13 protein-coding genes are annotated in these 15,411 nt (G+C 43.5%); 2 read left to right on the forward strand and 11 right to left on the reverse strand.

Annotated elements, in window-relative coordinates:
* Position 1: 1 nt before the first annotated feature.
* The 7 genes from ACFGVS_RS04525 to ACFGVS_RS04555 form a co-directional block, all read right to left on the reverse strand.
* A complete protein-coding gene (locus ACFGVS_RS04525; protein ID WP_439697638.1) occupies positions 2-724 on the reverse strand; it encodes a DUF2071 domain-containing protein in 723 nt (240 codons plus the stop codon).
* Between the two features lie 16 nt (positions 725-740).
* Positions 741-1,184 (reverse strand): DUF695 domain-containing protein, encoded by a 444-nt coding sequence (locus ACFGVS_RS04530; RefSeq protein ID WP_274208517.1) that lies wholly within the window; start codon positions 1,182-1,184, stop codon positions 741-743.
* A gap of 377 nt (positions 1,185-1,561) precedes the next feature.
* On the reverse strand, positions 1,562-3,979 hold the full coding sequence (locus ACFGVS_RS04535) for a glycoside hydrolase family 3 N-terminal domain-containing protein (RefSeq protein ID WP_439697639.1): 2,418 nt from the start codon (positions 3,977-3,979) through the stop codon (positions 1,562-1,564).
* Positions 3,980-4,286: 307 nt separating this feature from the next.
* Positions 4,287-5,318 (reverse strand): alpha/beta hydrolase family protein, encoded by a 1,032-nt coding sequence (locus ACFGVS_RS04540; protein WP_274208519.1) that lies wholly within the window; start codon positions 5,316-5,318, stop codon positions 4,287-4,289.
* Between the two features lie 232 nt (positions 5,319-5,550).
* Positions 5,551-6,132 (reverse strand): Crp/Fnr family transcriptional regulator, encoded by a 582-nt coding sequence (locus tag ACFGVS_RS04545; protein ID WP_439697640.1) that lies wholly within the window; start codon positions 6,130-6,132, stop codon positions 5,551-5,553.
* A gap of 63 nt (positions 6,133-6,195) precedes the next feature.
* The gene (locus ACFGVS_RS04550) at positions 6,196-6,714 is read right to left on the reverse strand and encodes an O-acetyl-ADP-ribose deacetylase (protein ID WP_090649823.1); all 519 of its coding nucleotides are present in this window, start codon (positions 6,712-6,714) and stop codon (positions 6,196-6,198) included.
* An 11-nt stretch (positions 6,715-6,725) separates the two neighbouring features.
* A complete protein-coding gene (locus tag ACFGVS_RS04555; protein ID WP_090649817.1) occupies positions 6,726-7,043 on the reverse strand; it encodes a ferritin family protein in 318 nt (105 codons plus the stop codon).
* Positions 7,044-7,280: 237 nt separating this feature from the next.
* Between ACFGVS_RS04555 and ACFGVS_RS04560 the strand changes: the two genes are divergently transcribed.
* Positions 7,281-7,637, forward strand: a complete 357-nt coding sequence (locus tag ACFGVS_RS04560; RefSeq protein WP_439697642.1) for a hypothetical protein — start codon at positions 7,281-7,283, stop codon at positions 7,635-7,637.
* Positions 7,638-7,769: 132 nt separating this feature from the next.
* Here the strand turns inward: ACFGVS_RS04560 and ACFGVS_RS04565 are convergent, their stop codons facing one another.
* From ACFGVS_RS04565 to ACFGVS_RS04580, 4 genes are all read right to left on the reverse strand, one after another.
* A complete protein-coding gene (locus tag ACFGVS_RS04565) occupies positions 7,770-8,333 on the reverse strand; it encodes a histidine phosphatase family protein (RefSeq protein ID WP_439697643.1) in 564 nt (187 codons plus the stop codon).
* Positions 8,334-8,378: 45 nt separating this feature from the next.
* The gene (locus ACFGVS_RS04570; protein ID WP_439697644.1) at positions 8,379-9,398 is read right to left on the reverse strand and encodes a hypothetical protein; all 1,020 of its coding nucleotides are present in this window, start codon (positions 9,396-9,398) and stop codon (positions 8,379-8,381) included.
* 177 nt (positions 9,399-9,575) lie between these two features.
* Complete coding sequence (locus ACFGVS_RS04575) at positions 9,576-11,000, reverse strand: hypothetical protein (RefSeq protein ID WP_439697645.1); 1,425 nt, start codon at positions 10,998-11,000, stop codon at positions 9,576-9,578.
* Between the two features lie 27 nt (positions 11,001-11,027).
* Positions 11,028-13,859 (reverse strand): TonB-dependent receptor domain-containing protein, encoded by a 2,832-nt coding sequence (locus ACFGVS_RS04580; RefSeq protein WP_439697647.1) that lies wholly within the window; start codon positions 13,857-13,859, stop codon positions 11,028-11,030.
* A 296-nt stretch (positions 13,860-14,155) separates the two neighbouring features.
* On the opposite strand from ACFGVS_RS04580, the gene ACFGVS_RS04585 reads away from it, so the two are divergent.
* Positions 14,156-15,409, forward strand: coding sequence for an arsenic transporter (locus ACFGVS_RS04585; RefSeq protein ID WP_439697648.1), 1,254 nt, complete (start codon positions 14,156-14,158; stop codon positions 15,407-15,409).
* Positions 15,410-15,411: the final 2 nt, after the last annotated feature.

The following is a 15,411-nucleotide window of genomic DNA, read 5'->3' on the forward strand; positions in this document are numbered from 1 at the left end:
GTCAGTTATTTACAACCGCCTTATCGGGCTTTGAATACCAATCGTGCTGTATATTGGTCATCAACAGCGCATTATCAAACACAATAGTCCCTTTTGGAAAAATAGCTTCATCCTCAAAAAAGCTTGATGATACTTTGCTTACCTCAAGGGCTTCTACCTTCCAGTTTTCTGTATGCAGCAACAAGCCTTCATATTTATCGCCATTTGGCGAATAGCCTGTGGCACCAGCTTTAAAAAAATCAGATGCAGTATCTAAATCCTTAAAAACAGAATCTTTGTTAAAAGTATCGGTAATTTTAGCATCTATGCTAATGGTAGTACCATCCGAGCTTTCAAAAGCTACGTGATAATTGCTGTTATGCTCATTAACATCAAACCTGGCGTGATAATGCCTGCCCGGAAATATTCTGCCGCCAACAATAGTGTTGAAACGGGATGAAGTATCCCTCCGGGGAATGTAAACACCTTCTTTAATTTCACCATCTTCCTGCCATTCAACAGCAATGCGGTGCGCGCCGTTTTCGGAACCCACCCCAACAAAAGCGGGCATTCCTTTAGGCCTTACATCTTTTAACCGGATAAGGCAAATACCCACAATGGCTTTACCATTAACAATTTTAGGACTAAACGGGGCCGGAACTATTAATTTGGCAATATCAGGATCGACTGCAAAGTTAATCAATATGCGCCTGTCTATAATACCGGTAATAGTAGGTATTTTCATGTGAGGTTATTAAAAGCTATTCGGCAAAATCTTCCAGCACACCGTTATACTCGTCCCAGTCCGGGTCGGTATTGGCGGTAATACTGATTGGTAATTCATCAAAGCCTGCCAATGCCACGTTCAGGCGTTCGCCTGCTATATCAACATCAGTAGTATACCATGCCCACCATCGTTCATTTTCGCCGGTAAATGAAAACGCCAGGATAGTTTGATTATCCTCTTCCAAAATATCTGCAAGCGCTTCCTCAACCTGCTCCATCAGGTCAAGATCTATTTCGTGCGGCAGCAAAGTTTCATTGGGCGAATTATATGACCAAATCACATCCATCCGGTGGTTATAAAAACCGGTATCAATAAAATTTTGCAGGTAAGGCCTAAATTTTACAAAAACAGGCAAACCTCCGTCCGTCGAAAACTCGAGTGAGATCCATGAGTCGCCCAGGTATAAATCTTCAATCATATATCAATATTACAAAAAAGGTTTGCGATTATTAAACTTCGCAAACCTTTCATTTTATTTTTAAGCGCGGATTACCGGTCGAGCATAAGACTGTTTTTTCGGTTAAAAAACACCGTTTAGGTTAAAAATATTAACCACCGGTTGTGTACCACCCCGTACCAGGGTGTTTCACCCCGTACCGGTACACACACTTTAATGCTAAAAACTGCCTCATCCCATCCCTTCTCATCAGTCAGCCGGCCGCATTTAAACGCACCACACCTTGCACTAAAATGAGATTTTAGTAAGACCCGGGAGTCGGAAAGAACTAATGTCAAATCAGCAAAATCGAAATTTATTGTTCGCAAGTCTTTCACTAATTGGTTATTTAAAGTCGTTTACTTTACCTCAAATTCCTTTTTCAGCTTGATATCTTCCGATGAACTGCCTATCATCACCATAAATTTGCCTGGTTCAACTGTCCAGTTCATATTTTTATCCAGCAGGGCCAGGTCATCGGGGTGCAGGGTAAACTGTACCGTTCTTTTTTCGCCGGGTTTAAGATTTACACGTTCAAAACCGCGCAGATCATATTCGTATGTAGTTACGCTGCTTACTTCGTCTTTCAGGTATAGTTGTACCACATCATCCCCGGCACGGTCACCTGTGTTGGTTACATCCACGCTTACCTGCACATCACCCTGAGAATTCTCTGTCTCCGGCGACACTACCAGGTTACTGTATTCAAACTGGGTATAGCTTAAGCCATAACCAAATGGGTATAAAGCGCCGTTTACACTGGTTTTACCCCAGCTGTTGGGACCGCCCTGCCCTGCCTGGGCATTGGGCTTAAACGGAAAGTTGAATTCAATTTGCCCTGTGGTTTTTGGGAAAGTGATGGGCAGCTTACCACCCGGGTTATTATCACCAAACAACGTTTCGGTTATTACCTGCCCGCTTTGCACACTCGGGAACCAGGCCTCTAAAATAGCCGGCACATATTTATTTTCCCAGTTGATGGTAAGCGGCTGCCCATTTATCATCACCATAACCACGGGCTTACCGGTAGCCTGTAAAGCCTGTATCAGCTTTAATTGCCTGCCAGGAAGGTTTAAGCCTGTGCGCGATAAGCTTTCGCCTACCCTATCTACATCTTCGCCCACAACGGCTATAACCACATCCACGTTTTTGGCCTGGTTTACAGCGTTATCGATTTCTATTTGTTCCTGATGGGTAAGCGGCGTTTCAATAATCTCGCTCTCGGGCCAGGTGGCATCTATCATGTCGCAACCTTTGGCATATACAATTAAGCCATCGTTACCCATATAATTAACCAAGCCATCGTACACACTGGTAACCGGGTTATGCGAGGGGCCGTAACGGCTGATGGCATAATTGGTTTCTTTAGCCAATGGGCCGGTAACCAATATCCTGGAATATTTCTTCTTATCCAAAGGCAGCAAGCCGCCTTCGTTTTTCAACAACACCATCGATTCGCGGTTCATTTTGAGCGACAAGGCGGCATCATCGGCCGTATGTACAATTTTATCGGCAGCGTTTGGATCTTTAACGTAAGGGCTATCAAACAAACCCAGGCGGAATTTTACCCGCAATACATCCCCCACCCGCGAATCTATCACCTTCATCGAAATCTTGTTTTCTTTAATCAGCTCGCGCAGCGGCAAAATAAAGGTTTGTGGCATGGTAAAGTTGGTGCGCACATTAAGGCCCGCCTCAACCGCCTGCCTTACGGCTTCTTTATAATCGGCCGCTACATGGTGCTTGGAATAAAGATATTCAACCGCTTCGCTATCGCTCACTACATAACCATTAAAGCCAAATTGCTGGCGCAGCAGCTGCGTTAAAAAGTAATAACTCCCGGTTACAGGCACGCCATCCCAATCATTGTAACTACTCATTACGCCCATAGGATGCGCTTCCTGGATAACCCGGCGAAAAGGGTATAAATAAACCTGGTGCATTTCCCTTGGTGCCACATGCGGATCGGTGCGTGCTGCGCCGTCACGACCACCCTTGGGTACGCTATACACTGCGAAGTGTTTAAGGGTTGAGGCAACGCCTTCCTCCTGAATACCCAGTACCATTTGTTTGCCCATTTCCGCAATATGAAAAGGATCTTCGCCATAACACTCAACCACGCGGCCCCAGCGCTGGTCGCGGGCGGGGTCAAGGATGGGGGCGTAAACGTTGGTATAGCCCAAAGCTTTGGCTTCGCGGCCTACGGTTTGGCCTGCCTGGCGTACCAGTTGTTTGTCAAATGTACTGCCAATGCTGATAGGCGCCGGCAAAGGTGTTGCCCTGTCATGGTTCAGGCCGTGGATGCCTTCGTTGGTAAAATCAACCGGGATGCCCATGCGGGTTTCTTCAACAAACCATTTTTGCACGGTATTAATTGCCGAAGCATGTTTGCTAAAGGGGAACGAATATTGCGTAGGCGCATCATCCGTATGCGATGTAAGGTTATTTAGTTCTTCATCTATATTCGCTATGCCATCCTTCCAGATCTCGTTTTTCCAGTTGGCGACAGGCATTTCCTCTTTGAGTACCCGTTTATAACCATATAGCGTGGCCATCTGGCATGTTTTTTCGTCAACGGTCATCTGGCTTAGTAAATCGGCAACGCGCTTATCAATGGTTTGAGATGGGTCTTCAAACACATCCATTTTACCATTTTTATTAAAGTCTATCCAGCCTTTATGATAAATATTTTTTTGTTGTGCTGATGCTGATAAGGTAAGCCCGGCAGCCATTGCCGTTACCACGCAAATGCGCGGCAGGTAATACTTTTTTCTCATGTAGATGAATTGCGGTTTGTATTTCAAATATAGGAGAATATAGTAATGCCGGGAATATATCACCAAGCTGTTACAATGCCCCCCGGCCCCCTGAAGGGGGAGTGTTCAATAGCATTAGTTAAGCAAACCAGAAGTACCGATAATATCGAATAATGAATTTTGAATCTCCAACACCGAAGTTTTCTTTCATTATTCGTTATTGGACATTCGGGGTTCGATATTTAAATGGTTCATAATTCTTCCATTTAATAACAATTGAGGGAGTGTATATAAGCTCCACAAATCACCTATAAGTTTTACTCCGCCTTCAGGGGGCCGGGGGGCTTAATGTCTTCCTAAAAAACGCTATAGCCAAACTATCCATCTTCAGGTGCACGGCATGCCTGTTAACAGTGTGATCATCGGCGAATAGCACAGGTGCTTCCTTTTTTACAGGTTCGATGGCTTCTGACAACATTACATAATGCCCGGTTTTGCCGGGGTTAATGTACAGCTGCGATCCTTTTATCAATTGGTGGTAATGGATGGCGTTAGTTTTTACGGGCGCTATAGTGTCGCTTTGCGAACCCACGATATAAACAGGACTGCTGATGTTTTTCACCTGCTGCCTTTTTACAAAACCAGGGCCCAGGGCCGGCGAAATAGAGAAAAATGCTTTGATACGCTTATCTTTCAGCGGAGGATAATGTTTTGATTCGGTTAACAGCGTGCTATCATCCAGCGATTTTACAAGGCCGGGATATTCGGGAATTTCGATTTCTTTACGGCCTGCGGTTTTATAGTAATTGCGCAGCACATCAAAATCAAATTCGCCGCCTGCGAGGGCTATTACCGTAAACCCTCCAAATGAAAAGCCGGCCGCCCCTATCCTGTCGGGATCTATTATTGCCTTAAAATCCCGGTCGTTCAATAGCGAGGTTAATGCAAAACTAATGTCCTGCGGGCGCTCCCAGGCCTTTAAAAACTCCAGCTTTATCTTGTTATCATAAGTATTGCCCCAATGATCTACAGCGGCCACAATAAAGCCGTTTTGCGCCAACGCGGCTGCCAGCCATTCCAGTGTTAACCTGCCGCCACCGGTGCCGTGCGACAGCATAATAACCGGCAACTTAACCGCAGGCAGTTTTCCGTTGCGCACGGTTTGCACACGGGTAAATGGCGAAAAGTATTTATCAGCCTGTTTTACCGAATCAGTAGTGGGGTACCAAACCTCGGTTGTTACCGGGCGGTTACGCTTTTGATCTTTAAACTGAAAAGTGCGCTGGCCAATATTGGTTTGCGCTAAAACGATATTACCTGATAGTAAAAATATAAAGGAGATTACAATTTGCCTGTACATAATTTTGATGGTTTAATAGTACAAATCAAGTGCTTATCGTTGTCAAAAAGATTGACAATTGTCAATAAATCAAATTGGTCAGTGGTCATTAGTCATTGGTTTGGTTAAGTGTGCCAAACTCATGTGAGGGTAGCGTTAGTGGAACTCGTGGGGTAATCTGGTTTAAGCCTTTGGCTTAAGTTCAGCTGAAAGCTGAAACTATGCGACCCACGATCTGGAAGCTCGCGGGAGCTTAGGCTTTAGTGGGCCGGTGGGCCTTCAGCCGGCTAAGCGTTTCCTGCGAGATGCCCAGGTAATCGGCCACTATTTTGTTGGGCAAACGCCTGATGATATCCGGACGGGTATCCATCAGCACCTGGTATCGGGCTTTTGAATCCATGGTGATCAGGCTCTCTATCCGTTGGATAGACGCGATATAATCCTGCTCAAGCCCTATGCGGTACATGGTTTCCCAGCCGGGAACCTCTTTTAGCAGGAGATCCCTGTCGTGCCGGCTTAGCACCAGCAATTCTGATGCCTCCAGGCTTTGAATTGCAGCCAGGGACGGCGTGCCGTTGATAAAACTTGGGAAAGCGGTGCCCATATTGTTTTCAAATATCAAAAACCTGGTAGACTCATTCCCGCTGTCGTCAACCAGGAAAACCCGGAGACAGCCTTTGATCACAAAGTAAATATTTTTAGCTACACTACCTTTTGGTACCAATACCTCGTTCCGCTTAGCATGTTTCAGCTTAAAGCAACGGTCAATCAATGCCTCGTGCCCGGCAGAAAGATCAATCTTACCAGAAAAGTATTGTTTTAAAACCGGGTGCATGTAGCTAACATAATAAATATTTAAGCGTAATCCCTTATCACCTTAAAACAATATTCCACATTGCTACAACAAACCTTTGTAAATACCACAGTTTTCGTCATCAAAGCAAACAAAAACTACCTCTTTAATACCGTCGTTCTCTGCCAGAAAATCCTGTACTGTTTTTATGGCGATGGTTGCCGCTTTCTTTTTAGGGAAATGGTAAATACCCGTACTGATATTAGGGAAAGCAATGGTTTCCACGTGGTTTTCAGCAGCCAGTTTAAGGCTGTTTAAATAGGCGGAAGCCAGTAATCCATCCTCGCCTTTGCCGCCATTATTATAAACCGGTCCAACCGTGTGGATCACGTATTTAGCCGGAAGATTACCACCTGTAGTAATTACCGCCTCGCCGGTTTTGCAGCCGCCCTGTCGGTTACGAATCTGGATGCACTCTTCCAGTATGGCTTTGCCGCCCGCCCTGTGGATGGCGCCGTCAACTCCCCCGCCGCCCAGTAACGATGTGTTGGCAGCATTTACAATGGCATCGGCCTTAATTTTGGTAATATCGCCCTGTACCAGTTTTATTCGTTGGTTACTCATGGTAAAATAGTTTAGTCCTCAGCCGCCTCCTCGCCTTTGCTACCCAATTCAACAATATCACCTTGTTGAAACAGGATGGCCTTTAAAGTGGTGCGCCAAACGGGCTTTTTACGCAGCAAAAATTCCAAATCCATACCAAAATGTTTAAACTCCTCATGCTGGGCATTTTGCATAATGGCTTTGGCGTCGTTATCTGTTTCTACAGCTATCCGCTGCTCGTACCAGTTTATGGCCTCGGCCTCCTCGGTAAGCGAAACAATCATCCTTGCAAATGTGCGGGTTTCGGCCGACAATTCATTTACTGGTTCGTGGTATTGATCAAATGACATAATACTTTTTATTAATTAAAACACCGGAGTCGTTTTTTGTTTGAATGGACAATTATTTATCTGAGGCAAGCGATGAAAGGCAAAAGGTAGAAAGCGATGTGTGTTGAAAAACTTTATTATTCGACGATGTATTTTATTTATTATTCAACCAGACAGTCCATTTTGAATTCTGACTTTTGAATTTATTTTGTAACCTCCACATAACCTTGCCCGTACTATTGTTTATAAACCAATTTTATGCAGCCTAAAGCTTTACTCAAACTGGCGTTAAGTTTATTACCTTTTTTAGGGTTTGCCCAGCCGCGTACCGCAACCTACACGGCAAATTTACACGGTAAGCAAATTAAGCTTAGCCTGGCAAACGGTTTTAGCGGTGCAAGCCAGATACAAGTGGGCGGCGTAACCTATTATGCAAACAGCGGCCACCCTGATGCAGGCAATCACCTGATGTTCCAATCACGATATGTCCAGAACATCGAATATTTTGTACTTGCCAACATCCAGAATTCATATGATAAATTACCGGAGGTTATTACCGGGAAATACTACCGTGGGCGAAATAGTGTTACCATAAAGTTCAAGTTGAATAAATAGCCCAATGCGTTGTTTTAACTGGATACCGGGCAGCTTGGGCAGTTTCAAACCCGGCTTACCCGGCAAAAACTATTGTCTATTTAACCTGCGATGCTTAAATTTTGTCATAGGCTTACATTCGGTAGCATGGCGTTAAAAATCGCATCCTTTTGAGGCAACTATGCCTTCTTTATCTTTGGTTAAAACAGCAACTCCATTATCAAAGGTTACTATCCAAATGCTGTCATAATCATCATCCGGCCATTTTAAGCCACTTTCTTTTACACCAAGCGCCCTTGCTATTGGTGCGATGCCCCCGTGTTCCCAGGCTACAAGTACAACGCCGCTACGGCTTTTAAGATCTGCGGCCATACCTAATGAGTCTTTCTCGGTGCGGCTGCTGTTGATGGTTAAATTATATTTGGCCACAAGCGGTACAATAGTTTGGAACATGCGGGCATGTTTGGTAGCCTCGCCCAAACCAAGTGAGGGCACAAACACAAACGCCGGGATACCAAACTTTGCAGTTATCACGGCCGGTAGTTTTAACGACCGGTTTAAACCCTCGCAGGTAAGGTTATCGCCTTTAAGCGGTTTCTCGGCATGGCGGATGAAGACTATTTTCAAATCGTTAGAAATGCTTTTTTGACCAAAGGTATTTAAGCAACAAGCGTTTATAGCAATAGTTGCCATAAATAAAATTTTAAAAAACTTCATTTTTTCAGTTTTAATCAATGATGAAGATGAGCTTGTAATTGGGGATTATTTTCTTTTATAAAAAGAAATAGTAGCTAAAGAACCGGGATAGTCCCTTACTTCGGTGTTGGTATAATACCCGGAGCCGTCTGCAGCAAAACATACACCTTCGCCTTGTGGCTCGTTATTGAAGTAAGGGGCATATTGCGGTTTAGTGAGCAGCCCGGCAGTTATGGAAAGGCCCGCGGGCAACTTCCAGTACCATATAGACTCCTTGCTCCTCAGTAAAATTTCGGTACCATCGGCAGATATATCTCCGCCGGTTGCTTTGTTAAACAGCAACTTAACAACAGGAGTTAACGTTATTATCGCGACGGTACTTTGGGGGTACCTGGCCACATAAATTTTTGAAAGATTATTCTCTTTACTGGCAATATAAATATCTTTTGTTTTAGGGTCAATCATCAGTGTCTCTGCGTTACGGGAGCCGTCCGGATAACGCAGTTCAATTTTATCTACATCATTTATATCCAAAGTAACCGGTAAAGTTTTTCCGGTTAAATCGGGTTCAGGGAAACGGTAGATCATTATTGTTTTATATTTCGCATCGTTATCGCCTATATCGGCAACATATACATAACTTTTACCTGCAACCGGGCCGGGGCCTACGGCTATATCTTCCCAATCGCGGTTGCTTTCCCGGGTTAAGGTGAGCGTTCCTTTATCAGCTCCGGTTCCATCGGTAAGGTAAACCTGGTTTGGGTTGCCGCTATCGTTATGAATATATAGCAAGCCGCGGGTTAACCTGCTTGCGGCAACGCCCGATATCTCTACAAGATCTGTCCGGAAAAGATGATTGGTTACCGGCACCGCGTTAAATAGCCTGGTAGTATCTAACGATGCGGGATCGTATGTTGGAGACGGGAATACAACCGGAGTGACCGGTGGCGTTGTTGCAACCGTATCTTTTACCGGCACAACACTGCTACCTGTTTTTTTACAGGCCGTTGCAATAATTATCAACAAACAAAACAACCCACGTTTAATGTATTTAGTTGTTTTATTTACATTAAATGGGGTTGTCATGCTGTTGATGATTATTGAAGTTAAGAATTAAGAATCAAGAGTCAAGGATCAAGATAAGCGCAAAAGCAGCTAAACTTAAAAGTTAGCGACTTTGCGATATGTTATCTCTCTGACGCCGAAGTCTTACTACTTACTACTTACTACTTACTACTTACTACTTGATACTTACTACTATTATTAATGCTGGTTGCCGGTACCATCAGTTTGGTAGCAGCCGATATCTTTACCCGGCGGAGTTATGCCGCTTGAACCAAAGTTAGGATCAACCGGAACATTAGCAATAGCACTAAAGCCGGTGTAGCCCTTGCCAACAGCAGGTGAACCTGCCTGAAGGCGGAAGTTAAATGCATCAACAGAGGCCTGGTTTACAAAATTCAGGTTTGGAAGCGGATAGCTTACAAACATTGGGTTGTTTTGGCCTACCAATGTTGTACCGTCATATTTAAAACCAAAGGTGTAAGCGGCACCTAAAAATGCTTTCATATTAGGTATATCTGTAGCCTGGGGATGTGTTACAACAGCTTGTGCAATATTTGTTGGCAAAAACTGATTGGCAATTGCCACATTATCAGCATAATAGAAGTTATAACCATAAGCAGTTTTAGTGATAGGGCCATCTGCGTGGCTTAAAGTATCGGCTAAATAAACTTTAGCAGTAACGTTGTTACCGCCTGCAATACGTACACCAAAATTGCAATCAACAATTAAGTTATTGTAGGCTAATGCCCTTGAATTATTTTCAACTTCAACAGATCCGGAGCGTGCGCCGTATACACCGTGGTTTCTGAAACCGCCATTAACATAAGTATTATTGTACATGGCTATCTGGCATTGGATAGAGCCTTTTGCACCGTCATTTGCTGACTTTGTTCCGTTAGTAGCACCACCAATGATCAGGTTATATGCCATGTTGCCCTGCGTACCGCCTTTGGCGTTAAAACCATCGCCGCCAAGTCCGCCGCATTTCTCTAACGTGTTCCTCATCATATTGATATGGCCGCCATAAAAACGAACGGCATCATCAGGCGTACCATAAATCCATGAATCTTCTAAAATAAAGTTTCCGTCTGGATTTTGCCAGTATATAGCATACTGATCGCCGGTTGACGGGCCGGTAAACGGAGGTGACTTTAAACCTGCGCCTGCAAAATCAAGGTGTGTCCACTTTATAACTAACAATTTGCAGGTAACATCGGCATAAATACCGCCCCATCCGCCTGCATAGGCAGAATCTGTTGCGGCCGTTGAGTTACCTGTAGTTTTGGTTCTGCGCGGATCAGTTATAGTAACCGGAGCGTCTTTGGTGCCTAAACTAACCAATGTGCCTTTTACAATAAAAGTAGCCGAGTTAGTTACTTTTACAGTAACCCCTTTTTGAATTAAAAGGGTATCTGTTGCATTAATGGTAACATCGCCAGATATGGTGTACGTTTTACCGGCAAGCATTGTGCCTTTGATTGAGCCGGATAGCGGCGCGGTATTGCTAACCGCTTGCCCTACTTGCAACAGCGGAACCGATATAACGGCGTTATCTTTACTTTTACTGCACGCTGCCAGTACCAATGCTGATAGGCAAACCAATGCATTTCTTAAATTTTTCATGATTAAATGGGTTATAGTAATTTATTGTTAAAATTTAAACCGGAAACCAACCAGGAACCTGGCGTAAAACTTGTCGTTTTCTACAGTAGCATAATTAGGGCTATCCTGTATAGGCAGCTTATTATTGCCGCTATAAGCTTTGTTTGATTGTTTTATTATTAATTTATAAGGCGTGTTTAACAGGTTGTTAACTTTTACATATACAATGTAATGCTCACTAAACTCCTTCTGGGCCGAAAAATCGAGGTTGATGGTTGGCCTCTCCCAGTTGTCAAGATCTTTATATAACGACAAGGTATTTATTCTTTCGCCCGTGTAAACCGCGGCAAGCTGCGCATCTAATTTGTGCTTACCATCTTTATACAGTAATGAGAAATTACCGACATGTGCCGATTGTCCCTGTAACGGACGCGATTGGTTTACCTCAATATTATGGAAACTGTTATCAGCTGGATCTACGTAAGTAAATTTCTTGGTAGAATTGATAACCGAATGGGTATAAGTATAGTTACCTGATACGCCAACATTGCCGAAGAATTTACGAAAAACAGCCTCCAGGCCATAATTATGGGCTGTTCCAAAATTATATGGGCTTAACGTAAGGTTGGCCGAAAAGTCTGTTTGCACCAGGGCGTATTCAATAGGGTTGGTAATTGTTTTATAAAATGCGCCCACCATAAACTGATCTAAACCGTTCGGAAAAACCTCGTACCTGAAATCGAAATTATCGATAACCGAGTGTTGCAAATGCGGGTTACCTTGTATCGGGAAATTATCTGTAGCAAAGCCGGTATTATCCTGGTATGGGACCAGGTCTGAATATGCGGGGCGTAAAACCGATTTAAAATAAGATAACCTTAAAGCCTGGTTATTACTTAACGCATACTTAGCGTTCACGCTTGGTAAATAATCGGTATAAGTTATAGATGCCGATTTACCTGCTATAGTTGCCGGTAATGATGAATCATATGATTGTGATGTATGCTCGGCTCGTAACCCAAATAGAACGTCAAAACGGTCATTTATAAAATACTTTGCTTGCACATACCCTGCCTGAATGTTTTCCTGAAAAGTATAAACACCAGGATTACTAAATGCCGTGCCTAAAGCATCGGTATTGGGTATAAATTTAAATTGCGAAGCGGGGATAGAAACGTATTTCTGGTAAGTTGAATCGGCATCCGGAACCGGGCTCAGCTTATATTGATTATCGTAGTTATCCCTGTTTTTGTGCCTTGCCATACCACCAAATCCAATTTGTGTAGTATGATTGTTTATTTTGGTGCTATAATGCAAATTCAAATAACCCGATATATCCCTGTCTGTATTGCGGGTCCATTCACGTGTTTCTTTTTCTACAGAGACAGGCCCGTATGAGAGTGAGGTGGCTGTACCTGAAGCATTAGGGCTAATTTGCTGCGAGGTATTGAACGCTGCATAATCTGGCAATTGTTGTTTAGCCTGCGAATAAACTAACGACCAATCTGTAGTAAAATACGAAGCGAGTTTATTATTACCGTGCAATATCAGGCTGTAAATGCTTTGTAAATCCTGCCTGGTTTGGGTTTGGTTGTTGTTTTGAAAACCGCCTATATAACCGTTATAAGAATAGTTGCCCAAAAGAATATCGTTGGTTAACCGTACCCGGTCTTCGTTTAGTTGCAGGTAAGTACCAAATAAGCTTACTGTATTATCTGCATTAAATTTATAGTCGATTGTCGAGATCAAGCCAAGCCTATTGGTTAACGAGGAGTATTTACGGGTTTGGTAATCGGGGAAAACCTGTGTCATCGTGGCATTGGGGCCCGCCGCCGGCCCTAATGTTGCATTTTGAACCAATACCGATGTATTGTTGCCCGCATAGGTATTTTGATAAGTACCTGAAAATATTACACCGAGTTTTTTATTTAAAAACCTATCGCCTATCGTTAGGCTAAAATTGCTGTTGATAGGGGTCTTTTTTGTACCTGTTACCAGGCTATTGTAAGGAAAAGAAGAAATCGGCGCATAAACACCATTTCCCAAAATTTCGGCTGGCGACTGTTTATTTATTGACGATGTGTTGAAACTGTCAAATGGTCGTTTTGAAAATAACTGGCTATAACCCGCGCCAACATTTCCCTCTAACCTGAATTCATCCGGCGCTGTTTTCATCACCATATTGATAACACCTCCGGAGGCATCGCCTTCCATATCGGGAGTTAATGATTTTGAAATCTCAATCCGTTCAACCAAATCTGCGGGGAATATATCTAATGGTACATACCGGTTCTTGTTATCCGGGCTCGGAATTTTCACCCCGTTTATCAACGTTGTATTATAACGCTTATCCATCCCCCTGATAATGGCATACTGCCCGTCACCTGTATTTCCCCGCTCGATAGAAACACCGGAAACACGTGCCAGCACGTTGGCAACAGTAATATCGGGTGATATGGCAATAGAATTGGCCGAAACTATGTTAACCAGGTTATCGGCCCGTTGCTCAGCCCTTTTGGCATACCTGTCCGATTCTTTATTGCCCTTTGCGGATATGGTTACGCCATTTAAGCTGGAAGTATTTGAAACAAGGGCGAAGTTTAGTTTTAAATTTTGATTGTCGGCAAGTGTTATAGTAGTATCAATTGATACATAACCAATGTATGAAACCTTTAATCTGTAAGTACCCGCTTTTAAATTGCTGAATGCATATTTTCCATTAAGCATTGAAACTGCTTTAACCGGGCCGGGCAGTAGTACTAATGTTGCGCCAACAAGTTGTTCGTTAACATTTTTATCAAAAACAGAGCCCGATATGGTAGAAGCATAAGAACCTGAGACGAAAAACATGAAGATCAATGCTGAATAAATCTGTTTCATTAACACGATATTTTCAGCAAAGAAACCCCATCAAATCTGTAGCAATTTTGAATTTTAAGTCTATTATCTATTAATTAACTCAATGGTTTCCATAAGTTAACAATGACCTAACTTCTTCATTAAAAACACACTTTTACCTAACAATAAGTAAACACCAAAATGAAGAAATTTAACATCCCCTGAATATATTTTTCGGGTAATTGATGATAAAATTCCGGGGAATATCAAAATGGCTTATAGCAAAATCCATCAAAATAAAAGCAATTGTATACCCATAATCAATTAATTCAACATCTTTGAATAATTATATGGGGCATACTTACATCTGGATAATTTCTTTTTTTGCCGTAGCGGGCGTCATTATAAGGCCGTTTAAAATACCTGAGGTAGTTTGGGCCGTAGCAGGGGCTGTTTTGCTGGTTATTTTTAAACTGATATTACCTGCCGATGGCTTAACGGGCATTGGCAAAGGCACTGATGTATACCTGTTTTTAACCGGCATGATGCTGCTTGCCGAAACCGCCCGCGAAGAAAAACTGTTTGACTGGCTGGCGGCTCACGCCGCGCGGATGGCTCAAGGGTCGGCAAGCAGGCTTTTCCTGCTCATATACCTTGTTGGCGTGGTGGTTACCATATTTTTATCAAACGATGCCACTGCTGTTGTACTTACCCCCGCTGTGGCAGCCGCTGTAAGGGCTGCTAAGGTTGATAAGCCCCTACCCTACCTGTTTATTTGCGCGTTTATAGCCAATGCCGCCTCATTTGTATTGCCCATATCAAACCCGGCCAACCTGGTAATTTATGGAAGCCATATGCCACCGCTATTACATTGGCTGGCGCAATATATTTTGCCTTCTTTTTTTGCTATAACGGTTACTTATATCATGTTGCGCTTAACACAGCGCGAGGCTTTAAAAGCAAAAATTGAAACAGATATCACTATCCCGGTTTTGGCTCAGGGCGGCAAAACAGCCATTATTGGTATAGGTGCTACAGCCGTTATTTTGCTGATTGCATCAGCACTTGATATTCAATTAGGCCTGCCAACTGCCATAACAGGAATTTTAACATCGGCCATTGTAATTACCAGGGCTAAAAAAAATCCGTGGATGGTGATAAAAGGAGTTTCCTGGGCCGTGCTGCCCCTGGTTGCCGGGTTATTTGTTATTGTAGAGGCGCTGGGCAAAACCGGTATTATAGAGCGTTTAACAACCCTGCTTCATGAAAATGCCGCACATTCAGTAAATGCGACGGCCTGGGGTAGCGGCATCATTACCGCCTTTGCCTGTAACCTGATGAACAACCTGCCTGCCGGGTTAATAGCCGGTAATGTTGTACAGGGCAATGTACCCGAAATTATCAAAAGTTCGGTACTCATCGGCATCGACCTTGGGCCAAATCTATCGGTAACGGGCTCATTGGCAACTATCCTGTGGCTGGTTGCGCTACGCCGCGAAGGACTGGATGTAAGCTTTTGGACGTTTTTAAAGCTGGGGGCGTTGGTTATGACGGTTTCGTTGCTGTTTGCATTAGGGGCTTTGTGGATATAGTT

It is taken from the genome of Mucilaginibacter sediminis (genome assembly GCF_051903035.1).
Classification (GTDB): domain Bacteria; phylum Bacteroidota; class Bacteroidia; order Sphingobacteriales; family Sphingobacteriaceae; genus Mucilaginibacter.